General features: G+C 72.6%; 25 protein-coding genes. 15 read left to right on the top strand and 10 right to left on the bottom strand.

What is annotated here, in order from left to right:
* Positions 1–2: 2 nt before the first annotated feature.
* The 3 genes from leuD to E1284_RS03510 all read left to right on the top strand — a co-directional run bounded on the left by leuD (position 3) and on the right by E1284_RS03510 (position 1495).
* Positions 3–590 carry a 3-isopropylmalate dehydratase small subunit gene (gene leuD / locus E1284_RS03520; RefSeq protein ID WP_131936957.1) on the top strand — a complete coding sequence of 196 codons (588 nt, stop codon included), beginning with the start codon at positions 3–5 and terminating at the stop codon, positions 588–590.
* Between the two features lie 234 nt (positions 591–824).
* Positions 825–1058: an SCO5555 family protein gene (locus E1284_RS03515; protein WP_481726172.1), complete on the top strand. Its 234-nt coding sequence runs from the start codon at positions 825–827 to the stop codon at positions 1056–1058.
* Between the two features lie 158 nt (positions 1059–1216).
* Positions 1217–1495, top strand: coding sequence for an HU family DNA-binding protein (locus E1284_RS03510; protein WP_026403810.1), 279 nt, complete (start codon positions 1217–1219; stop codon positions 1493–1495).
* Between the two features lie 49 nt (positions 1496–1544).
* Here E1284_RS03510 and E1284_RS03505 read toward each other — a convergent pair whose 3' ends face one another.
* Positions 1545–1751 carry a hypothetical protein gene (locus tag E1284_RS03505; RefSeq protein ID WP_131936953.1) on the bottom strand — a complete coding sequence of 69 codons (207 nt, stop codon included), beginning with the start codon at positions 1749–1751 and terminating at the stop codon, positions 1545–1547.
* A gap of 9 nt (positions 1752–1760) precedes the next feature.
* Positions 1761–2438, bottom strand: coding sequence for a 2-phospho-L-lactate guanylyltransferase (gene cofC, locus E1284_RS03500; RefSeq protein ID WP_131936951.1), 678 nt, complete (start codon positions 2436–2438; stop codon positions 1761–1763).
* Positions 2439–2539: 101 nt separating this feature from the next.
* On the opposite strand from cofC, the gene E1284_RS03495 reads away from it, so the two are divergent.
* From E1284_RS03495 to E1284_RS03485, 3 genes are all read left to right on the top strand, one after another.
* Positions 2540–3388 carry a lysophospholipid acyltransferase family protein gene (locus E1284_RS03495; RefSeq protein WP_131936949.1) on the top strand — a complete coding sequence of 283 codons (849 nt, stop codon included), beginning with the start codon at positions 2540–2542 and terminating at the stop codon, positions 3386–3388.
* Positions 3389–3405: 17 nt separating this feature from the next.
* Positions 3406–4395, top strand: a complete 990-nt coding sequence (locus tag E1284_RS03490; protein WP_131937038.1) for an NAD(P)H-dependent glycerol-3-phosphate dehydrogenase — start codon at positions 3406–3408, stop codon at positions 4393–4395.
* A 63-nt stretch (positions 4396–4458) separates the two neighbouring features.
* Positions 4459–5580 (top strand): D-alanine--D-alanine ligase family protein, encoded by a 1122-nt coding sequence (locus E1284_RS03485; protein WP_131936947.1) that lies wholly within the window; start codon positions 4459–4461, stop codon positions 5578–5580.
* A gap of 23 nt (positions 5581–5603) precedes the next feature.
* Here the strand turns inward: E1284_RS03485 and E1284_RS03480 are convergent, their stop codons facing one another.
* From E1284_RS03480 to E1284_RS03460, 5 genes are read right to left on the bottom strand one after another with little or no spacing between them, the layout of a single operon-like run.
* Complete coding sequence (locus E1284_RS03480) at positions 5604–7427, bottom strand: beta-propeller domain-containing protein (RefSeq protein WP_131936945.1); 1824 nt, start codon at positions 7425–7427, stop codon at positions 5604–5606.
* Positions 7428–7461: 34 nt separating this feature from the next.
* Entirely contained in the window at positions 7462–7833 is a 372-nt protein-coding gene (locus E1284_RS03475; RefSeq protein WP_131936943.1) for a carboxymuconolactone decarboxylase family protein, read from the bottom strand.
* Positions 7826–8722: an NAD(P)-dependent oxidoreductase gene (locus E1284_RS03470; RefSeq protein ID WP_243714224.1), complete on the bottom strand. Its 897-nt coding sequence runs from the start codon at positions 8720–8722 to the stop codon at positions 7826–7828. The genes E1284_RS03475 and E1284_RS03470 overlap by 8 nt, the downstream gene beginning before the upstream one ends.
* Complete coding sequence (locus tag E1284_RS03465; protein ID WP_131936941.1) at positions 8719–9453, bottom strand: SDR family oxidoreductase; 735 nt, start codon at positions 9451–9453, stop codon at positions 8719–8721. Before E1284_RS03465 ends, E1284_RS03470 begins: the two co-directional genes overlap by 4 nt.
* On the bottom strand, positions 9450–10910 hold the full coding sequence (locus tag E1284_RS03460) for an aldehyde dehydrogenase (protein WP_207923544.1): 1461 nt from the start codon (positions 10908–10910) through the stop codon (positions 9450–9452). The genes E1284_RS03465 and E1284_RS03460 overlap by 4 nt, the downstream gene beginning before the upstream one ends.
* Positions 10911–11104: 194 nt before the next feature.
* Here E1284_RS03460 and E1284_RS03455 point away from each other — a divergent pair, with 194 nt between their 5' ends.
* From E1284_RS03455 to E1284_RS03435, 6 genes are read left to right on the top strand one after another with little or no spacing between them, the layout of a single operon-like run.
* The gene (locus E1284_RS03455) at positions 11105–11692 is read left to right on the top strand and encodes a TetR/AcrR family transcriptional regulator (RefSeq protein WP_243714223.1); all 588 of its coding nucleotides are present in this window, start codon (positions 11105–11107) and stop codon (positions 11690–11692) included.
* 10 nt (positions 11693–11702) lie between these two features.
* On the top strand, positions 11703–12899 hold the full coding sequence (locus tag E1284_RS03450; RefSeq protein WP_207923542.1) for a cytochrome P450: 1197 nt from the start codon (positions 11703–11705) through the stop codon (positions 12897–12899).
* Entirely contained in the window at positions 12900–13679 is a 780-nt protein-coding gene (locus E1284_RS03445; protein ID WP_131936937.1) for an SDR family oxidoreductase, read from the top strand.
* Positions 13676–15016: a cytochrome P450 gene (locus E1284_RS03440; protein WP_207923541.1), complete on the top strand. Its 1341-nt coding sequence runs from the start codon at positions 13676–13678 to the stop codon at positions 15014–15016. Before E1284_RS03445 ends, E1284_RS03440 begins: the two co-directional genes overlap by 4 nt.
* On the top strand, positions 15013–15219 hold the full coding sequence (locus E1284_RS42365) for a ferredoxin (protein ID WP_207923540.1): 207 nt from the start codon (positions 15013–15015) through the stop codon (positions 15217–15219). Before E1284_RS03440 ends, E1284_RS42365 begins: the two co-directional genes overlap by 4 nt.
* Positions 15219–15770: a nuclear transport factor 2 family protein gene (locus E1284_RS03435; RefSeq protein WP_131936935.1), complete on the top strand. Its 552-nt coding sequence runs from the start codon at positions 15219–15221 to the stop codon at positions 15768–15770. Before E1284_RS42365 ends, E1284_RS03435 begins: the two co-directional genes overlap by 1 nt.
* Here E1284_RS03435 and E1284_RS03430 read toward each other — a convergent pair whose 3' ends face one another.
* Together E1284_RS03430 and E1284_RS03425 are read right to left on the bottom strand one after the other, a co-directional pair.
* Positions 15771–16205: a DUF3515 domain-containing protein gene (locus E1284_RS03430; protein ID WP_243714222.1), complete on the bottom strand. Its 435-nt coding sequence runs from the start codon at positions 16203–16205 to the stop codon at positions 15771–15773.
* Between the two features lie 34 nt (positions 16206–16239).
* A complete protein-coding gene (locus E1284_RS03425) occupies positions 16240–16473 on the bottom strand; it encodes an Lrp/AsnC ligand binding domain-containing protein (RefSeq protein ID WP_131936931.1) in 234 nt (77 codons plus the stop codon).
* A gap of 133 nt (positions 16474–16606) precedes the next feature.
* Here E1284_RS03425 and E1284_RS03420 point away from each other — a divergent pair, with 133 nt between their 5' ends.
* The 3 genes from E1284_RS03420 (at position 16607) to thiD (ending at position 19354) form a co-directional block, all read left to right on the top strand.
* Positions 16607–17521 carry a thiamine-phosphate kinase gene (locus E1284_RS03420; protein WP_131936929.1) on the top strand — a complete coding sequence of 305 codons (915 nt, stop codon included), beginning with the start codon at positions 16607–16609 and terminating at the stop codon, positions 17519–17521.
* A 101-nt stretch (positions 17522–17622) separates the two neighbouring features.
* Complete coding sequence (locus E1284_RS03415; protein ID WP_131936926.1) at positions 17623–18501, top strand: cellulose binding domain-containing protein; 879 nt, start codon at positions 17623–17625, stop codon at positions 18499–18501.
* 40 nt (positions 18502–18541) lie between these two features.
* Entirely contained in the window at positions 18542–19354 is an 813-nt protein-coding gene (gene thiD, locus E1284_RS03410) for a bifunctional hydroxymethylpyrimidine kinase/phosphomethylpyrimidine kinase (RefSeq protein WP_131936924.1), read from the top strand.
* A gap of 89 nt (positions 19355–19443) precedes the next feature.
* On the opposite strand, the gene rpmB is transcribed toward thiD, so the two are convergent.
* Positions 19444–19638: a 50S ribosomal protein L28 gene (gene rpmB, locus E1284_RS03405; RefSeq protein WP_067632165.1), complete on the bottom strand. Its 195-nt coding sequence runs from the start codon at positions 19636–19638 to the stop codon at positions 19444–19446.
* Between the last annotated feature and the right edge of the window lie 135 nt (positions 19639–19773).

Below are 19773 nucleotides of genomic sequence, written 5' to 3'. Positions count from 1 at the left end.
CGATGGAAGCGTTCACCACCTACACCGGGCGCGCGGTCCCGCTGCGCCGCAGCAACGTCGACACCGACCAGATCATCCCGGCCGTCTGGCTGAAGCAGGTCAGCCGCACCGGGTTCGACAAGGGCCTGTTCTCCGCCTGGCGCGAGGACCCCGGGTTCGTCCTGAACCAGCCCCAGTACGACGGCGCCGGCATCCTGGTCGCCGGGCCCGACTTCGGCACCGGCTCGTCCCGCGAGCACGCCGTCTGGGCCCTGCAGCAGTACGGGTTCCGCGTCATCATCGCGCCGCGCTTCGGCGACATCTTCCGCAACAACTCCACCAAGATGGGCCTGCTGCCCGTCATCCTGACCGGCGACCAGGTCGAGGACCTCCAGGCCCGCGTCGAGAAGGACCCCACCCTGGAGATCACCGTCGACCTCGACAAGCGCGAGGTCCGCTACGCGGACGTCGTCGCGGCCTTCGACATCGACGACTACACCCGCTGGCGTCTCATGGAGGGCCTGGACGACATCGGCCTCACCCTCCGCCACGCCGAGGACATCGGCACCTACGAGGAATCCCGCCGCCCCTGGCTCCCCACCACGGTCTGACGGCGCGACTCAGGTGGCGGCCTGCCGGCCGCGTCCCTGAAACAAGCCGCTGACCAGCGGAAACATGCCGCTTCCCGTGAGCGGTGATCGTCGACATGGCCCGTGCCGCCCCGCGCATCCAGCCGCCGGGCGGCATGGGCCACGCTTGATGCACCCCCGGACGTGTGGAGCGGTATGGGCACCAGGGACAATTTCCTGTAGTGACATGCTCGCCGAGCGTTTGGGGGAATGGAATTGAGTGCCCTTCCGTGGGCGGGGCCTAAGTGGGACGATCCCGCGTTGACCCAGCTCGCGCGGCAGTTGCGTGACGCTCACAAGGCCGTCGCGCCGCTTCCGCCGGAGACCCGGCAGCGGCTCATCCGGCACCTGCTGGCGATCACCGATCTGGCGAAACGGGACGCCGGACTGGCGGCGCGCAGGCTGGAGGGGTTCCTCGCCGATTTCCACGAGGGGCCCGACGTCGGTTAGCGTGCGCAGTGGCCGGATCTGGTCCGGTCACCCGGCGAGACAGGGGCGAGGCCGACAAAAACGCCAGCGACACGCCAACTTCTGTGTGCAGGTGATTGTGTCCATGCCGCAGGTCCCTTAGTTTCGGTCGGGCAAGGGGGGAACTAGAGGAGTAACCCATGAACAAGCGTGAGCTGGTCGACGCCATCTCTGACCGGCTGGGCAGCAAGAAGGCCGCAGCCGAGGCCGTCGACGCGATCCTGGAGGCGATCCAGACCGCCGTCGCCAAGGGCGACAAGGTCGCGATCACCGGGTTCGGTTCGTTCGAGAAGGCCGACCGGCCTGCCCGTACGGCCCGCAACCCCGCAACGGGCAAGACCATCGAGGTTCCCGCGACGTCCGTGCCGAAGTTCAAGGCCGGCGCCGACTTCAAGAACCTGGTGGCCGGCAAGAAGTAGCCTCACCGCGACAGCGCCCGGGACCGCGAGGTCCCGGGCGCTGTCGCGTTCAGGACGGCAGCGGGAACGTCGACAGCGTGATCGCCGAGACCCGCCCGTCCTCCGCGACGGCCAGCCGCACCCGCTGCCCGAAGCGCAGCAGCCGCAGCCCGCCCGCCGCGAACGCGTCCGCGTCGAACGCCAGCTCCGTCCCGTCGTCGAGCAGCACGCTCCCCGACCGGGTCTCCGCGTCGAACGCCTTCACCGTCGCCTGCATGGGGGAACTCTAGGCCAGCGACGGCAGGCGCGCCGCGACCTCGGCGGTGCGGGGGCCGGTGCCGAGCGCGAGCGCGGCGCGGAGGTCCTCCGGGGTGTCGACGTCGCGGCGTACGCTGTCGGTGGCGGGCAGAAGGATCTCCGCGGCGCCGCGGGAGCGGTGCGCCGCGCGGGAGCCGCCGCCGAACGCCGGGGCGAACGCGACGCCGGGGCGGGCCGTGTAGAGGGTCGTGCCGATGCCCGCCGCGTCCGGCACGAACGCCTCGGGCTCGGCCGCGGCGGCGTCGAGGACGCGGGCGAGTTCATCCGGCCGCAGAGCGGGCAGGTCTGCCGACAGCGCGCCGACGCCCGCGTCCGGGGACAGCTCGCGCCCCCGGCCGGCGCCGTACACCAGCGCCGGGTTCAGGCCCGCGTCCGGCACGTCGGGCACGATGCGGGCGCCGAGGGCGGCGAGGTCGGCCGCCGGAAGGGGATCGTCGGTGACAACGATCACGTCGCGGACCCGGGTGCAGCGCAGCGCCGCGGCGACCGTGTCGGCCGCCACCGCCAGCGCGAGCGCCTCCCGGTGGGGGCCCGCCGCGGCGGCCATCCGGGTCTTGGCCCTGGCCAGGACCTTGACCGGGACGACGAGCGACCAGTGGAGATGAGGCCCGCCGTGCGCCGCGGCGGGCCGTGCTGATGTAGACATGGCAACTCGACACTATGCGCACGCAACCGCGACACTTGAGGACACCCCATGTTCATCCGGGGGATGAACCGAGGAGGGGACGGAATGAGGAGGGGACGGGCATGAGCCACGGGTACTCGCCGGGCTGGCGGAAGCTCACGATCGTCATCCTGCGCCCGCTGCTGTTCGGGCTCCTGAAACGCGACTGGCGGGGCCGGGGCAACGTACCCGGGAAGGGCGGCGTCATCATCGCCGCCAACCACATCTCCGAGTCCGACCCCCTCGCGCTCGCCCACTTCGTCTACGAGTCGGGCCGCTATCCGGTCTACCTGGCCAAGTCGACGCTGTTCGACGTGCGGTTCATCGGCGCCGTGCTGCGCGGCACCGGCCAGATCCCCGTGTACCGCGACCGCGCCGACGCGGCAGAGGCCCTCAAGGACGCGGAGAAGGCGCTGGTGGACGGCGAATGCCTGATGTTCTACCCGGAGGGCAGCTGCACCCGTGACCCCGAGCTGTGGCCCATGACCGGCCAGACGGGCGTCGCCCGGATGGCGCTGAAGACCGGCGCGAAGGTCGTCCCGGTGGCGAGCTGGGGCGCGCACGAGCTGATGCCGTACAAGAAGGGCGAGCAGAAGGGCCTCGCGGGGAGCCTGAAGAAGGGGTTCCACCCGCTGCCCCGCAAGACGATGCGGGTGATCGCCGGACCGCCCGTGGACCTGTCGGAGTACGCGGGGCTGCCGCTCAGCAGGGAGACGCTGCGGGCCGCGACCGACGACATCATGACGGCGATCGCCGGGCTGCTCGGCGAGCTGCGCGGCGAGGAGCCGCCCGCCGAGCGCTACGACCACCACCGGGTGCTGGAGGAGCGCCGCCGCGCCGCCGCGGCGGCCAGGGCCGGCGTTCCGGAGCCGGCCCGGCCGGCCGCGCCGGAGACCGGGCCCGCGGTGAAGCGGAAGGCGGCCGACTCGTGACCTTCCGTACCGCGGTCATGGGCGCCGGATCCTGGGGGACGACGTTCACCAAGCTGCTGCGCGACGCCGGCGGCGACGTGGTCCTGTGGGGCCGCCGCCCCGAGGTCGTCGAGGCGGTCAACGAGCGGCACGAGAACCCCGACTACCTGCCGGGCGTCACGCTGCCGGTGGGCGTCCGCGCCACGCTGGACCCGGCGGAGGCGCTCAAGGGCGCCGACTTCGTCGCGCTCGCCGTGCCCGCGCAGACGCTTCGCCGCAACCTCGGGGACTGGCTGCCGCACCTGCCGCCGGACGCGGTCCTCGTCAGCCTGATGAAGGGCGTCGAGATCGGCACGTCGCTGCGGATGTCGGAGGTGATCCGCGAGGTCGCCGGCATCCCGCAGGAGCGCGTCGGCGTGTTCTGCGGCCCCAACCTCGCCCGGGAGATCGCGAGCGGCGAGCCCGGCGCCGCGGTCGCCGCGTGCGTGGACGAGGCGGTCGCGCAGCGCCTCCAGGCCGCCACCATGACCCCGTACTTCCGCGTCTACACCTCCACCGACATGGTCGGCTGCGAGCTCGGCGGCGCGGTGAAGAACATCGTCGCGCTGTGCGTCGGCATGTCGGTCGGGCTCGGGTTCGGCGCCAGCACCCAGGCGCTGCTGATCACCCGCGGGCTCGCCGAGATCGCCCGGCTGGGCGCCGCGCTCGGCGCCGACGAGCACACGTTCGCCGGCCTCGCCGGGATGGGCGACCTCGTCGGGACGTGCATCTCGCCGCTGTCGCGGAACCGGACGTTCGGCGAGAACCTCGGCCGCGGCATGACCCTCGACGAGGTCATCGCCGTCACCCGGCAGACCGCCGAGGGCGTCAAGTCGTCGGAGGCGGTGCTGGCGCTCGCCCGCAAGCACAACGTGGAAATGCCGATCACCGAGGCGGTCACCGCCGTCCTGCACCACGGCATGCCGATCAAGGAGGCCGCGGTGTCGCTGATCTCGCGCTCCCCGAAGCCCGAGCGGTACGGGGTGTGACGTGGGGTCGCGCCAGGTCCGCTCGTGGCCCGCACAGGTTGATCACCGGTAGGGTCGGACGTCATGTCCCAGGTTTCTAGGATCCGCGTGGCCGTGGTCTTCGGCGGGCGCAGCTCCGAGCACGCGATCTCCTGCGTCACCGCGGGCGCCGTCATGGCCGCCATCGACCGGGACCGCTACGACGTGGTGCCGATCGGCATCGCCCGCGACGGCCGCTGGGTGCTCCCGCCCGCCGACCTGACGCTCGCGATCGAGGACGGCCGGCTGCCCGAGGTGACCGGCTCCGGCGGCGTCCTCGCGCTGCCGTTCGACCCCGACAGCCGCGGGCTGATGGTCGTCCAGCCGGGCGAGATCCCCGAGACGCTCGCCGAGGTCGACGTCGTCCTGCCGCTGCTGCACGGACCCTACGGCGAGGACGGCACCATCCAGGGCCTGCTCGACCTCGCCGGCGTCCGGTACGTCGGCGCCGGGGTGCTGGCCAGCGCCGTCGGCATGGACAAGGGCTACATGAAGCTCGTCTGGCAGGCGCGCGGCCTGCCCGTCGGCCCGTACGTGCTGGTCGGCGACCGGGAGTGGCGGCGCGAGCGCAAGCGCAAGATCGACGAGATCAAGGAGCTGGGCCTCGCGGACGGCACCCCGGTGTTCGTCAAGCCGGCCCGCGCCGGGTCGAGCATGGGCATCACCCGCGTCACCGACGAGGCCGACCTGGAGGCGGCGGTCGACGCGGCGCGCGAGCACGACCCGAAGGTGGTCGTGGAGGCCGCGATCGAGGGCCGCGAGATCGAGTGCGGCGTCCTGCAGGGCGAGGACGACGGCCCCGCCGAGGCCAGCCTGCCCGCCGAGATCGTGATGGCGGGCGAGCACGACTTCTACGACTTCGAGACCAAGTACATCGACGGCTCGACCGGCCTCGCGATCCCGCCGGACCTGCCGCCCGCGGAGATCGAGGAGGTCCGCCGCGTCGCCGTGCAGGCGTTCGAGGCGCTCGACTGCGAGGGCCTCGCCCGCGTCGACTTCTTCCACACGCCCGACGGCCGGTGGATCCTCAACGAGATCAACACCATGCCGGGCTTCACGCCGACGTCGGCGTTCCCGCAGATGTGGGCGGCGACCGGGCTGGACTACCCGGCGCTGGTAGACCGGCTCATCCAGACGGCGCTGAAGCGCTCGACCGGCCTGCGCTAGCCGGAGCGGGCCAGGCGGCGGCGCTAGTCGTAGGGGAGCCAGTCGCCGTTCTCCAGGGTGGCGGCGTCGGTCGCGTACGCGCCCGCCTCGGAGGTCGTCCAGAGGGTGCCGCCGACGATCAGTGAGCGCGTGACGGCGTTGCCCAGGTACAGGCCGGGGTGCCGGACGGTGCCGACCTTGGTGACGGCGTCGCCGGTGACCTTGAGGGCGAGCGCCTCGGCGGTCCTGGCGCCCGGTCGCGTCATCGGCACGACGGTGAGGCCCGACTTCGGCCGGTACAGGAAGGCGTGCGGGTCGAACTCCACCTGGGAGGTGGTGCCGGGGACCGTGTAGGCGTCGATGCGGCGGGGTGCGCCGGAGACGTCGAAGAGGGAGACCTGGAGGCCGGTCGTGCGGCCGGAGGCGCCGGCGTCCTGGCCGACGCCGAGGAGCCTGCCGCCGGCCACGGGGTGCAGGTACGCCGAGTAGCCGGTGATCTTCAGTTCGCCGGTGCGGACGGGACGGCCCGGGTTCGCCAGGTCGAGCACGTACAGCGGGTCGGTCCGCCGGAACGTCACCACATAGGCCGCCGAGCCGATGAACCGGACGGAGTGGATGCGCTCGCCCCTGCCGAGCCCGTCGATCCGCCCGACCTGGTCGAGCCTTTCGCCGTGCTGCGCGAGGACGTGCACCGAGCTCTGCGATGTGGGGCTGTTCCGGTCGGTGGTCGTGGCGAGGCGGAGGTTCCCGTTGTAGTCCGACATGGAGTACTGGTTGAGCAGGAAGCCCTTGACCGACCCTGACGCCGCGTAGCGCGGACGGCCGTTGCCGCTCACGTCGAACTTGTAGATGTCGGTGGCCGGCTCAGGGGCCTTCCTGGCCTGCGATCTGAACGGCGCCATGTCCATGCCGGTCACGTACAGGCTCTGGCCGTTGCCGTAGACGGTCGACCCTTCGGCCGTGATCGTGACGGCCTGCGGATCGCCGAGGCCCTTGGCCAGGTCGAGCGTCAGCACGGTCACCGTCGATGTGCCCTTGTACGCGGACGGGCGGCTGACCTGGTCGCACGGCGTCCGGTACGTCCTCCCGTCGCCCAGGCGGAAGGCGGGAAGCCATGCTTCGAGCGGGGCCTTCCAGACCTCCACCCGGTTCTCCTCGATCGCGTCCTCCCGGTCGGTGCCGCCGGGCAGGGCGATCCTCGGGTGCGTCCGCCGCACCACGACGCGGACGGTCGAGCCGTGCTGCCGCGCGTCCAGGTACTCGGTGTCGGACGTCATCGTGCCGATGATCTTCGGCGTGCCGGAGAGGTCGACCAGCGTCAGCCGCGTCGCCCGGCCGGCGTGCCCCGGCGGGGGCTCCCCGCCCGCGACCGGCGGCACGTGGTCCGCCAGCACGAGCGCGCGGTCGCCGCTGAGGAGAAGTTCGCCGTGGTCGAAACGGGTGGAGCCGGGCAGCTTCAGCGTGTGCGTGATCTTGCGGCCGGCCGGGTCGATGACCCGCAGGCGCTGGTTCGCGACCGCCACGATCCTGCGGCCGTCGGTCTTGACCAAGTCCGGCTCGTCCGCGCCTGGTTCGTGAGCGTTGGTCGTCGAATGCTCCTGCGCCGGGAGCGCGTCGGCCGGGAGCTTGCCGCCCCCGAGCGCCCAGACCCCGTCCTTCGGCAGGAGGGGCATGTCCTCGAATCCGGTGGGCCCGACCTTGTCGGCCGTGGCGCTGCGCAGATCCTCCAGCAGGGCGTCGCAGCCGCCGTAGGCGACGAGCCGCGCCGGCGGTGCCGGGCCCGGCCGGGGGCCGGACGCTCCGGAGCACCCGGCGGTCCCGGCCAGCAGCAGCATCGTCGCGGCCGGTGCGAAGAGACGACCACGCATGGACGTTGGACGCCCGCACCGGCCGCCCGGTTGCCTATTCGTCCTTTTTCTTCTGCTTCTCGTGCTTGGCGATCAGCGTGTCGATCTGGACGCTCAGCCGGGAGCCGAGCGGCCAGCCGACGTAGTGGGTCAGGAAGATGCCGATCTCGCGCAGCTCGTCCGGGGACACCTCGCCGTTGGCCAGCGCCGCCGGGATCTGGATGTCGAGGACGTCGTTGAGCCCCTGGCCCGCGAGCATGCCGATGAGCAGCAGGCGCCGGTCGCGCAGGGTGAGGCCCGGACGCGTCCAGATGTCGCCGAACAGATGGTCGACGGTGATGCCGAAGAAGTCGCCGGGCGCGTCCCCGATCTCCCACCCGTAGACCTGCCGCATCATCTCCAGGCCGCGCTCGCGCCGCTCATCCATCGGTGTCTCCCTCGCCCAGGCCGAGGCCGGGGCCGAAGCGGTCGCGGGCGATGCGGGCGAGGGGCACGTCGACGCCCAGTTCGTCCGCCAGTTCCAAGGCGAGCGACAGGTCCTTCTCGCCGAGGTCGCGGGTGTGGCACAGGATGCCGTACAGGTCGTCGTCCGGATCCAGCGGCGCGGTCGTCGGGCGCAGCATGATCGACCCCGCGCCGCCGGTGATCGCGTCGGTGTGCCGGACGACCCGGCCCAGCTTGCGCAGCGACACCCCCGACGCCTCCGCCAGCCGCTGCGCCTCGGCGGCGGCCGTGAACGAGATGAAGTGCAGCATGTTGCGGGCCAGCTTCGTGCGGGTGCCCGCGCCGACCGGGCCCATGTGCAGGACGAGGCCGGCCCAGGCGCCGAACGGCTCCCGGCAGCGCTCGAACGCCTCGTCCGTACCGCCGACCATCACCGCGAGGCTGCCCGCGCTCGCCCCCATGAACCCGCCGCTGACCGGCGCGTCCACGACCTCGATCGCGTACCGCCGGGCCCGCGCCGCGAGGTTCTCGGCCGTCCGCGCGCGGATCGTGGAGTGGATCGCCAGCACCGTGCCCGGGCGGGCGCTCGCGAGCACCTCGTCGCCGACCTCGTTCACCTGCTCGTCGTCCCGCACCATGATCGAGACGAGGTCGGCGTGCGCGGCGACCTCGGCCACGCTCCCGGCCGCCCGCGCGCCCGCCTTCACCAGCGGCGCCATCGCCTCCGGGCGCGCGTCGTAGACGACCACGCCGTCGCCGGCGAGATGCCCCGCCATCGGCGCGCCCATCTGGCCGAGCCCGATGAACCCGACCTTCATGCGTTTCTCTTGCGGGGGGACGACCCCCCGCGCCTGCCGGTTCGCTTCGCTCATGCGCGGAACACCTCGCCCCCGTCGACGTTGACGATCTGCCCGGTGATCCACGCCGCGTCGTCCGACAGCAGGAACAGGCAGGCGCCGACGAGGTCCTCGGGCGACCCCATGCGCTTCAGCGCCATTTTGTCCTGGACGATCTTCTGCGACATGTTGCCCGGCACGACGGTGCGGTTCGCCTCGGTGTCGATCGGGCCGGGCGCGATCGCGTTCACGCGGATGTTCATGCTGCCGAACTCGTGCGCGAGCTGCTGCGTGAGCCCGTTGACGCCGACCTTGGCCAGCCCGTAGAAGCCGGAGTACTGCCACGCCGCCGTGGACGACTGGTTCACGATGGAGCCGCCGCCGCGCTCCTGCATGTGGGGGTGGCAGGCGCGTGCGCACAGCAGCGCGCCGTCCATGTTCACGGCCATGAACTTCTTGTAGTAGTCCCAGTCGACCGTGAAGAGGAAGTCCAGCTTCATCGTGCCGAAGATGGCGGCGTTGTTGACGAGGTGGTCGATCCCGCCGAACCGCTCCTTCGCGGCCGCCGCCATGGCCTCCACCGACGCGGGGTCGGACACGTCGGTCCGGACGAACAGGCCCTTGATGTCGTCGGCCACGCCCTGCCCGCGCTCGTCCACGTCGGCGACGACGACGTGCGCGCCCTCGGCGGCCAGCGCCCTTGCGTACGCCTCGCCGATGCCCTGCGCGGCCCCGGTGACGACCGCGACCCTTCCCTCGAACCTCATGCGCCCTCCGCGATCGCCTTGGTCTCCAGGTACTCCTCGAACCCGGCCACGCCCATCTCGCGGCCGATGCCCGACTGCTTGTAGCCGCCGAACGGGACGTCCGCGCCGTACCAGACGCCGCCGTTCACGCTCACCGTCCCGGCGCGCAGCCGCCGCGCGACCGCCCGCGCCCGTTCCGCGTCGCCGCCGTGCACCGCGCCCGACAGCCCGTACGGCGAGTCGTTCGCGATCCGCACCGCGTCGTCGTCGCCGTCGTGCGGCAGCAGGGTCAGCACCGGGCCGAAGATCTCCTCGCGGGCCGCGCGGGCGTCGTTGGTGAGCCCGGTGATCAGCGTCGGCTCGATCCAGAAGCCCGTGCCGCGGCCCTCCGGGCGCCCGCCGCCGCACGCGAACGAGCCGCCCTCCTGGACGGCCAGCTCCAGGTAGCCCTCGACGCGCTCGCGCTGCTTCGCGGAGATGACCGGGCCGCAGACCGTCCGGTCGTCGCCGGGGTCGCCGACGCCGAGCCTGGTCAGCGTGCCCGCCGTGATCTCGGCGGCCTCGTCGTAGCGGTCGCGCGGGACGAGGATCCGCGTCGTGATCGCGCAGCCCTGCCCGGCGTGCGCGACGCCGGAGAACGCCGCGTACGAGCACGCGGCCCGCAGGTCGGCGTCGTCCAGCACCACGAACGCCGACTTGCCGCCCAGCTCCAGGAACACCCGCTTGAGCGTGCCGGCGGCGCTGGTCATCACGTTGCGCCCCGTCGCCGTGGACCCGGTGAACGACACCAGGTCCACGCGCGGGTCCCGCGTCAGCTGAGCGCCGAGCCCGTGGTCGGACGACGTCACCACGTTCACGACGCCCGCCGGGATGTCGGTCTCCTCGGCGATGACCTCGCCGAGCACCGCCGCGCACCAGGGCGTGTCGGGCGCCGGCTTCAGCACCACCGTGTTCCCCGCCGCGAGCGCCGGGCCCAGCTTGGCGAGGTTGATCTGGTGGGGGAAGTTCCACGGGGTGATGGCGCCGACCACGCCCGCCGCCTCGCGGCGGACCCGCCGGTCGCTCGGCATCCCCATCGGCTCGGCCCGGCCGAGGTCCCGTTCCCACGCGTAGGACTCGACGAGGTCGGCGAACCACCCGAGATCGTCGACGGGCGCGTCCAGCTGCGCCCCGAAGGTCAGGAACCGCGGCGCGCCCACCTCCTTGATCGTCAGCTCGCGCAGTTCCTCGCCCCGGCGTTGCAGACCCTCCCTGAGCTGCCGCAGGCAGCGCACGCGGAACGCGTGGTCGGTGGACCAGGACGTCTCGTCGAACGCGCGCCGGGCGGCGCCGATCGCGCGGTCCATGTCGTCGGCGGTGGCGTCGGCGGCGGTGCCGAGCACCTCCTCGGTCGCGGGATTGACCGTCTCGAAGGCGCCGCCCGTCCCGGGGACGAGCCGCCCGTCCAGCAGAAGCAGGCGATCGATTGTTCTGGACACTTGTCCAGACTACAGTTCAGCCGGCGCCGGAGCGCAAGGCCCGGACCGCCGGAATTCGTCCGGGAAAACCCATTGCGGCCCCAACCGGCAGAGGGGCCACTCTCAGGAAGTGGACGCTCCGGGTTCGGATCCCACCCGCCCCGCCATCACCGGGTCGTTGCGCGGCGCCTGTTTCTGAACTAATGTCTGGACACGTGTCCGGTAACGAGCGGCTGACGACCGAGCCCACCCGCCGCCGCCTCACCGAGCGGCAGGCCGACACGGTGCGGCGGCTGACCGACGCCGCCGTGGCGGAGGTCGGCGAGACCGGCTACGAGGGACTGACCGTCCGCAACGTGGCCAAGCGCGCCGGGGTCGCCCCCGCGACCGCCTACACCTACTTCGCCTCCAAGAACCATCTGATCACGGAGGTGTTCTGGCGGCGGCTCAGCGCGCTGCCGCCGGTGGAGGCCGACGGCGCGCTGCTCGAACGCGTGGTGGAGACGCTGCGCGAGATCGCGCTGCTGGTGTCGGACGAGCCGGAGCTGGCGGCGGCGTGCACCACCGCCCTGCTCGGCACCGACCCCGACGTCCGCGAACTGCGGGTGCGGATCGGCGTCGCGATCCGCGAGCGGCTGCGGGCCGCGCTCCGCGACCGGGACGACCCCAAGATCCTGGGCGCGCTGGAGCTGGCCTACACCGGCGCGCTCGTGCACGCGGGCATGGGCTACACCTCCTACGCCCGCATGGCCGACCGGCTCGCCGAGATGGCGGAGCTCATCCTGCCCGACCCCCCGGAGTGAGGTGACGGCCGTGGACCCTGCCGCGCAGGTCTCCTACAGCCCGTTCGACTACGCCGTCCATGAAGACCCCTACCCCTTCTACGAGCGCCTCCGCGAGGAGGCGCCCGTCTACCGCAACGACGAGCTCGGCTTCTGGGCGCTGTCCCGGCACGCCGACGTCGCGGCGGCCTTCCGCGACCACGCGACGTTCTCCAGCTCGCACGGCGTCTCGCTGGAGCCGAGCGCCTGGGGCCCGCACGCGCACCGGACGATGTCGTTCCTCGCGCTCGACCCGCCGCGGCACACGCGGATGCGCGCGCTCGTGTCGAAGGGCTTCACGCCGCGGCGCGTCAAGGAGATGGCGGACGGCATCAGGGCGCTGACGCTGCGGCACTTGGAGCCCGCCCTGGACAAGGGCGAGTTCGACTTCGTCGCCGACTTCGCGGGCCTGCTGCCCATGGACGTCATCTCCGAGATGATGGGCGTCCCCGAGGCCGACCGCGTGGAGGTGCGCCGGCTCGCCGACACCGTCGTCCACCGGGAGGAGGGCCTCAACGACGTCCCGCCCGCCGGGATGGACGCGGCCCTCACCCTCGTCGGCTACTACCAGGACATGGTCGCCGAGCGGCGCCGCAAGCCGTCCGGCGACCTGACGTCCGCGCTGCTGGACGCCGAGATCGACGGCGACCGGCTGGACGACACCGAGATCATCGCGTTCCTGTTCCTGATGGTCGTCGCCGGCAACGAGACCACGACGAAGCTGCTCGCCAACGCCCTGTACTGGGGCACGCGCAACCCCGCCGAGGCGGCGAAGCCGCTGGGCGATCCGGCACGGGTCGACGACTGGGTGGAGGAGACGCTCCGCTACGACACCTCCAGCCAGATGCTGGCCCGCAAGGTCGTGAAGGACGTCGAGCTGCACGGGCGGCGCGTGCCCGCGGGCGACCGGATACTGCTGCTGGTCGGGTCGGCCAACCGCGACCCGCGCGTGTTCGCCGACGCCGACGCCTACGACCTCGACCGCGACACCTCCCAGCTCGTCAGCTTCGGCGGCGGGCGGCACTTCTGCCTCGGCGCGAACCTGGCCCGGCTGGAGGCGCGCATCGCGCTGACCGAGTTCGTGCGGAAGGTCGCCTCCTACGAGGTCGACTTCGCGAAGGCCGAGCGGGTGCACTCGGTGAACGTCCGCGGGTTCGCGGCCCTGCCCGTGCGTGTGGAGGTGCGGTAGATGCCCCGGTTCGACCCCCATCCGGAGCGGCGCCCGGCCGTGGTGGCCGGCGCGTCGTCCGGCATCGGCGCGGCCACGGCCACGGCGCTGGCGATGGCCGGCCACCCGGTCGCGCTCGGCGCGCGGCGCGCCGAGAAGTGCGAGGAGCTGGCCGCGACGATCCGGGCCGGCGGGGGAGAGGCGTTCGCGCACCCCCTCGACGTCGCCGACTCCGACTCCGTCAAGGCGTTCGCCGCGGCGGCGGGCGACGCGCTCGGCCCGATCGAGGTCGTCGTCTCCAGCGCCGGCGACCTGTCCGCCAAGCGGCTCCACGAACTCGACTCCGGCGACTTCCTCGCGCAGGTGCAGGTCCACCTCGTGGGCGCGCACCGGCTCGTGTCGCACTTCGTCCCGCAGATGGTGGAGCGGCGGCGCGGCGACATCGTGTTCATCTCGTCCGACACCGTCCCCGTCCCGCGCTCCTGGACGGGCGCCTACGTCGCGGCCAAGAACGGCGTCGAGGGCATGGCCCGCACCATGCAGATGGAACTGGAGGGGACGGGCGTGCGCGCGTCCATCGTCCGGCCCGGCCCCACCGCGACCGGCATGGGCATGACCTGGGACGCCGACACCACCGGCGCCGTCCTGGAGGACTGGGCGAAGTGGGGCCACGCCCGCCACCCCTACTTCCTGCGGCCGTCCGACGTCGCCGCCGCCGTCGCCGCGATCGTCGCGACGCCGCGCGGCGCCCATCTCCGGCTCGTCGAAGTGCAGCCCGAAGCCCCCCTGGAGGAATCATGACCGCTTTGGTGGAGCCGCGCGTCGTGTCGGGCGGTCCCGACCATCTGGAGGAGCTGCGCACCGACCCGATCGGGCTGATGCGCCGCGTCCGGGACGAGTGCGGCGACGTCGGCGAGTTCGTCCTCGCCGGGCAGCGCGTCGTCCTGCTGTCGGGCGCCGAGGCCAACGAGTTCTTCTTCCGCGCCCCCGACGAGGTGCTCGACCAGGCCGAGGCGTACCCGTTCATGACGCCGATCTTCGGGGAGGGCGTGGTGTTCGACGCCACCCCCGAGCAGCGCCGCGAGGCCCTGCACAACCAGGCGCTCAAGGGCTCGTTCATGAAGGGCCACGCCGCGACGATCTCCGCCGAGGTCGACCGGATGGTCGCCGGATGGGGCGACGAGGGCGAGATCGACCTGCTCGACTTCTTCGCCGAGCTGACGATCTACACCTCGTCGGCCTGCCTCATCGGGCGCAAGTTCCGCGAGCAGCTCGACCGCCGGTTCGCCGACCTGTACCACGACCTGGAGCGCGGCACCGACGCGATCGCCTACGTCGACCCGTACGCCGACATCGAGAGCTTCCGCAAGCGCGACGCGGCCCGGGCGGGGCTCGTCCAGCTCGTCCAGGGGATCATGGACAGCCGGCCCCCGAAGCCGCCGAAGGAGGACCGCGACCTCCTCGACGTCCTCATGTCGATCAAGGACGCCGACGGCACGCTCAAGTTCGACGCCGACCAGGTCACCGGCATGTTCATCTCGATGATGTTCGCCGGGCACCACACCACGTCCGGCACCGCCGCCTGGACGCTCATCGAGCTGCTCCGCCACCCCGGCGTGCTCGACGGCGTCGTCGCGGAGCTGGACGAGCTGTACGCCGACGGCCGCGAGGTGTCGTTCCAGGCGCTGCGCGCCATACCCGAGCTGGAGTCGGCGATCAAGGAGGCGCTGCGCCTGCACCCGCCGCTGATCCTGCTGCTGCGGGTCGCGCAGTCCGACCAGGAGGTGTGCGGCCACCGCATCCCCGCCGGGACGATGGTCGGCTGCAGCCTCGCCGTCTCCAACCGGATCGAGAGCGACTTCCCCGACCCGGACGCGTTCGTCCCCGACCGCTACATCGCGCCCCGCGAGGAGGACCTCCTCAACCGCTGGACGTGGGTGCCGTTCGGCGCCGGACGGCACCGCTGCGTCGGCGCGAACTTCGCGATGATGCAGCTCAAGGCCATCTTCTCGGTGCTGCTGCGGGACTGGGAGTTCGAGCCCGCGCAGCCGCCCGAGACCTACCGCAACGACCACTCCAAGATGGTCGTCCAGCTCGCCCAGCCGTGCGCCGTCCGCTACCGCAGGAGGCGCCGGTGAGGATCGAGGCCGACCTGGACCTCTGCCAGGGCCACGCCATGTGCGAGCTGGAGGCCCCCGACGTCTTCGAAGTCCCGGACAAGGGCCCGGACAAGGGCAAGGTGCGCGTCCTGGACCCCGAGCCGCCCGAGGACAAGCGCGCCGAGGTGGCCGCCGCCGCCCGCTACTGCCCCACCCAGGCCCTCAAACTGCTGGAGGCGTGATGCCCGCGTTCCCCCGTGACGAACTCGACGCGATGGTCGAGCACTGGCTGGCCGAGAACCGCCGCTGCGAGGAGGCCGGCGACTGGCGTCCGCTGGCCGACCTCTACACCGAGGACGCCACCTACGGCTGGAACATCGGGCCGAACCAGGACTTCATGGCCGTCGGCCGCGACGAGATCCGCGACCTCGCGCTCGGCTCGGAGATGGGCGGCCTCGACGGCTGGACGTACCCCTACCAGAGCATCCTCGTCGACGAGGCGAAGGGCGAGGTCGTCGGGTTCTGGAAGCAGGTCGCCGACGCGAACCGTCCCGACGGGACGCCCTACGAGGTCCTCGGCATCGGCGGGTCCTGGTTCCGGTACGCGGGGAACCGGCAGTGGTCGTGGCAGCGCGACTGGTTCGACCTCGGCAACGTCACGTCCGTGTTCGTCGAGATGATGAAGGCGGACGTGCTGTCGGACGGGATGAAGCGGCGCCTGGAGCGGGCCGCGTCCGGCGAGCCGATCCCCGGCTACTACCCGCGCGGGGAGAGCCCGGTCCCGATCTGGTGATCAGATCTGGCCCTCGGGCTTGGCCGGGATCGTCGCCTTGATCGGCGGCCCCAGCTCGATCAGCACGTCCCCGGCCGGGTCGTACTTCGGCGGCACCGTGATCTCCACGTACGCCTGGCGGCCCACCGCCGTCCACGTGACCGGGCGGTCGGTGGGCGTGCCGAACCAGTCGATCCCGTTGATCGTCACCAGCTGGGACGTGGGCTGAAGCGAGGCCGGGCGGGGCACGCCGCAGCGCAGCGCGATCGCGGGCGACCCCCACGCGGCGGTCAGCGGCGAGCTCGGGGAGGTGTCGCGGCGCTCCTGCCCGTGCACCTTCTCGGGCAGCCGCAGACCCTGGCACAGCCGGGCGCCGGCCGCGTCCGGGCTCGGCACGGGCACCTGCACGGCACCGCCGCCGCAGGCCGCCGCCAGCACCGCCACCCCGGCGAGCACCGCCCAAGGCCACGGCCCTGGTCGGCCGAGCCGTTTAAATGTGGACAATCGGGCAGGTGAGGGTGCGGGTGATGCCTTCCACCGACTGGATCTGCGCCACGACGAGCTTGCCCAGCTCGTCGACATTGCGCGCCTCCGCTCGGACGATCACGTCGTAGGGACCCGTGACGTCCTCCGCCAGGGTGACACCCGTCACGCCGGAGATGTGGCCCGCCACCTCGGCGGCCTTACCGACTTCGGTCTGGATGAGGATGTAGGCCTGCACCATCACGTCCTCCCCAAGCGGAGAATCAACCGTCGGACGGTTCACCGTATCGTGTTACGCGCCGCGACGGGGGCCCGGGGTACCGGGTTCCGCGCGGAGGCGGGCCGAGCAGGCGGAACACGGGGGACGGGCGCGGATGGGCATGATCGGCGAGCTGGGCGAGTTCGGGTTGATCGGCCGGCTGACGCGGCGGCTGCCGCAGGGCCCGGCGGTCCGCCTCGGCCCCGGCGACGACGCGGCCGTCGTCGCCGCGCCGGACGGGCGCGTCGTCGCCACCACCGACCTGCTGGTGGACGGGCGGCACTTCCGCCGCGACTGGTCCGGCCCCTACGACATCGGGCGCAAGGCCGCCGCGCAGAACCTCGCCGACGTCGTCGCGATGGGCGCCCGGCCCACCGCGCTCCTGATCGGCTTCGCGGCGCCGGCCGCGACCGAGACCGGCTGGGCCGAGCGGCTCTACGACGGGTTCGCGGACGAGTGCCGCGAGGCCGGGGCGTCGGTCGTGGGCGGCGACGTCGTCTCCGCGCCGCAGATCATGCTCGCGGTCACCGCGCTCGGCGACCTCGGCGGCGCGGCGCCGCTCACCCGGTCCGGGGCGCGCCCGGGCGACATCGTGGCCGTCCGGGGACGGCTCGGGTTCGCCTCCGCCGGGCTGGAACTGCTCACCGAGGGGCGCGCCGGGGCGGAGGAGCTCATCGCGGCGCACCGGCGCCCCGAACCGCCCTACGGCGCCGGCGGTGAGGCGCGGGCCCACGGCGCCACCGCGCTGCTGGACGTGAGCGACGGGCTCGTCCAGGACCTCGGGCACATCGCCGACGCGAGCGGCGTGCGGATCGAGATCGACTCGGCGTCCGTGCCCGTCCCGGACGTCCTCGGGCCGGACGGGCTGCGGCACGCGCTCACCGGTGGCGAGGACCACGCGTTCGCCGGGACGTTCCCCGGCTCGGTGCCGCCGTCCTGGTCGCGCATCGGCGTCGTGACGACGGGATCGGGAGTGCGCGTGGACGGACGCGAACCGCCCTCCGGCGCCTGGGATCACTTCGCCGTCTGAACGGCCCCCGCACGGACCGCGTACAGGCGTGTGCGTTGACGCATCCAGTAGGCAGGTTTGGTACGGGTTTGGTATACATCCTGTGATCGAAGAAGGATGGGATGGGACGACACACGAGGCACGAGCCACCGGACGACGAACCCGCTCCCGGCGCCCCGGCGTCCCGCGGGCCGTACTACGGGGCTCTCTCCGACCCGTCCTCCGACCCCTCGTTCGAGGCGTTCTCGGGGCCGACCGACGACCGGGTGTTCGTGTCGTCGTACGAGCGGCCCAGACCGGGCCCGCCGCCCGCCGCGGAGCGCCAGCACGGACCGCCCGGCGGGTACCGGTTCGACCCGCTCCCCGGCGACTACCCGGGCGACTACCCCGGTGCCCCCGCCGCCGCTCCCGACGAGCCCCCGGATCCCCTGGAACCGCCGGACGGGCCGAAGACGGCCTTCGCCGAACCAGCCCGCGGGCGCGGCTTCACCAGGTTCGTCTCCATGCTGCCGCTCCCGCTGCTGCCGATCGTCGCGCTCGTCATCGCGGTCGGCATCGTCTCCTACGCGCTGAGCACGCAGCAGATCTCGCTCAACTTCGCCGGCGGCGCCCCCCGCGACACCGTGACGAACCCGCGCGACAGCCAGGTCTCCCAGCGCGGTCCGGGCGAGCGCGCCGGCCGCGGGGCGGCCCGCGCCGACGGCCTCGTCATCGCCTTCCGCGCCGTCGCCAAGACGCCCGGCGGCTTCAAGGCCACCGCCACCATCGCCAACCAGGGCGCGCAGCCCGTCACCGGGTGGGCGCTCGCCTTCAAGATCAAGGGCGCCTCGGTCACCGCGGTCAGCGGCGCCACCGTCGTCCGGACCGGCAGTGTCCCCTACGTCCGGGGCCGCGAGGCGATCGCGCCCGGCGCCGAGGTCCGGATCGTGTTCACCGCGCGCGGCACCGCCGCCAAGCCGTCCTCCTGCATCCTCAACAAGCTCCCCTGCGCCCTCGTCTGACGAATCGCCGAACCGGTCAGAGCGTCCTATGGTGGGCGGTATGCCGAGTACCCCGTCCTCGCCCCAGACCCCGCCGCTCGTGCTCACCATCGCGGGCTCGGACTCCGGCGGCGGTGCCGGCATCCAGGCGGACCTGAAGACCATGCTCGCCCACGGCGTCCACGGCATGAGCGTCATCGCCGCCGTCACCGCGCAGAACTCCCTCGGCGTCCAGGGCTACTGGGAGCTGCCGCCCGAGGCGGTGCGCGCGCAGCTCGACTCCGTCCTGTCCGACATCGGCGTGCACGCGCTCAAGACGGGGATGCTGGCGTCCACGGTGCTGGTCGAGACCGTCGCCGAGGCCATCGCGGCCTCCGACGCGCCCGCCGTCGTCGACCCGGTGGGCGTCTCCAAGCACGGCGACTCGCTGCTGGCCCCCGACGCGGTCGACGCCGTCCGCGCGACCCTGCTCCCGGCCGCGACCGTCGTCACCCCCAACCTCTACGAGGTGGAGCAGCTGACCGGCGTCAAGGTCGTGGACGAGTCCGGCCTGCGCGAGGCGGCCGAGGCCGTCAAGGCGCTCGGCCCCGAATGGGTCCTGATCAAGGGCGGCCACCTGCCGGGCGAGCCCGCCGACCTCCTCTTCGACGGCGAGCACGAGCACCGCTTCACCGCACCCCGGTACGACAACCGCCACACCCACGGCACGGGCTGCACCCTCGCCTCCGCGATCGCGTCCAACCTGGCCTTGGGCGAGGACGTCCCCGCGGCGGTGGCGAAGGCCAAGGAGTACGTGACGGGCGCGATCGCGGCGGGCTTCCCGCTGGGCGCCGGCATCGGCCCGGTCGACCACGCCTGGCGATACCGCCGCTGACCCGTCCTCCGGGCATGAGAAAGTCGGCTCATCGAGGTTCCGATGAGCCGACTCTGAAGGTCGCGGGCGGGCTCGCCGCCCGGACCGGGTCAGACCGTGGGCTTGACGATCTTGCCGGCCTTGATGCAGGACGTGCAGGCGTTGATGCGCTTGGTGCTGCCGTTCACGACGGCGCGCACCCGCTGGATGTTGGGGTTCCAGCGGCGCGGGGTGCGGCGGTGCGAGTGGGAGACGCGCATGCCGAAACCGGGTCCCTTGCCGCAGACGTCGCAGACGGAAGCCACGGGAAACTCCAAGTGGTGTCGATGCTCTGGCCGGAGCGCCGCCCGGTGCCGCCGACGGGCGGGCCGGGCATCATGGGTGCTCACTAATGGGCGCCTCGGAAAGAGGCGCGCGGACCAGACTAGCCGACAGCCCGC

Source organism: Actinomadura bangladeshensis, from assembly GCF_004348335.1.
GTDB classification, from domain to species: Bacteria; Actinomycetota; Actinomycetes; order Streptosporangiales; family Streptosporangiaceae; genus Spirillospora; species Spirillospora bangladeshensis.
The sequence above is the reverse complement of the archived record's forward strand: the minus strand, read 5'-3'. Positions and strand labels throughout refer to the sequence as shown.

What these genes read in the sequence shown, in the direction of transcription:
- E1284_RS03480 (WP_131936945.1), bottom strand. Translation starts at nt 7,427, where the DNA reads ATGCGTGGTCGTCTCTTCGCACCGGCCGCGACGATGCTGCTGCTGGCC.
- E1284_RS03485 (WP_131936947.1), top strand. Translation starts at nt 4,459, where the DNA reads ATGTCCCAGGTTTCTAGGATCCGCGTGGCCGTGGTCTTCGGCGGGCGC.
- E1284_RS03420 (WP_131936929.1), top strand. Translation starts at nt 16,607, where the DNA reads ATGGGCATGATCGGCGAGCTGGGCGAGTTCGGGTTGATCGGCCGGCTG.
- thiD (WP_131936924.1), top strand. Translation starts at nt 18,542, where the DNA reads ATGCCGAGTACCCCGTCCTCGCCCCAGACCCCGCCGCTCGTGCTCACC.
- E1284_RS03505 (WP_131936953.1), bottom strand. Translation starts at nt 1,751, where the DNA reads ATGCAGGCGACGGTGAAGGCGTTCGACGCGGAGACCCGGTCGGGGAGC.
- E1284_RS03435 (WP_131936935.1), top strand. Translation starts at nt 15,219, where the DNA reads ATGCCCGCGTTCCCCCGTGACGAACTCGACGCGATGGTCGAGCACTGG.
- E1284_RS03440 (WP_207923541.1), top strand. Translation starts at nt 13,676, where the DNA reads ATGACCGCTTTGGTGGAGCCGCGCGTCGTGTCGGGCGGTCCCGACCAT.
- cofC (WP_131936951.1), bottom strand. Translation starts at nt 2,438, where the DNA reads ATGTCTACATCAGCACGGCCCGCCGCGGCGCACGGCGGGCCTCATCTC.
- E1284_RS03465 (WP_131936941.1), bottom strand. Translation starts at nt 9,453, where the DNA reads ATGAGGTTCGAGGGAAGGGTCGCGGTCGTCACCGGGGCCGCGCAGGGC.
- E1284_RS03425 (WP_131936931.1), bottom strand. Translation starts at nt 16,473, where the DNA reads ATGGTGCAGGCCTACATCCTCATCCAGACCGAAGTCGGTAAGGCCGCC.
- E1284_RS03475 (WP_131936943.1), bottom strand. Translation starts at nt 7,833, where the DNA reads ATGGATGAGCGGCGCGAGCGCGGCCTGGAGATGATGCGGCAGGTCTAC.
- E1284_RS03415 (WP_131936926.1), top strand. Translation starts at nt 17,623, where the DNA reads ATGGGACGACACACGAGGCACGAGCCACCGGACGACGAACCCGCTCCC.
- E1284_RS03445 (WP_131936937.1), top strand. Translation starts at nt 12,900, where the DNA reads ATGCCCCGGTTCGACCCCCATCCGGAGCGGCGCCCGGCCGTGGTGGCC.
- E1284_RS03490 (WP_131937038.1), top strand. Translation starts at nt 3,406, where the DNA reads ATGGGCGCCGGATCCTGGGGGACGACGTTCACCAAGCTGCTGCGCGAC.
- E1284_RS03510 (WP_026403810.1), top strand. Translation starts at nt 1,217, where the DNA reads ATGAACAAGCGTGAGCTGGTCGACGCCATCTCTGACCGGCTGGGCAGC.
- leuD (WP_131936957.1), top strand. Translation starts at nt 3, where the DNA reads ATGGAAGCGTTCACCACCTACACCGGGCGCGCGGTCCCGCTGCGCCGC.
- E1284_RS03495 (WP_131936949.1), top strand. Translation starts at nt 2,540, where the DNA reads ATGAGCCACGGGTACTCGCCGGGCTGGCGGAAGCTCACGATCGTCATC.
- E1284_RS03470 (WP_243714224.1), bottom strand. Translation starts at nt 8,722, where the DNA reads ATGAGCGAAGCGAACCGGCAGGCGCGGGGGGTCGTCCCCCCGCAAGAG.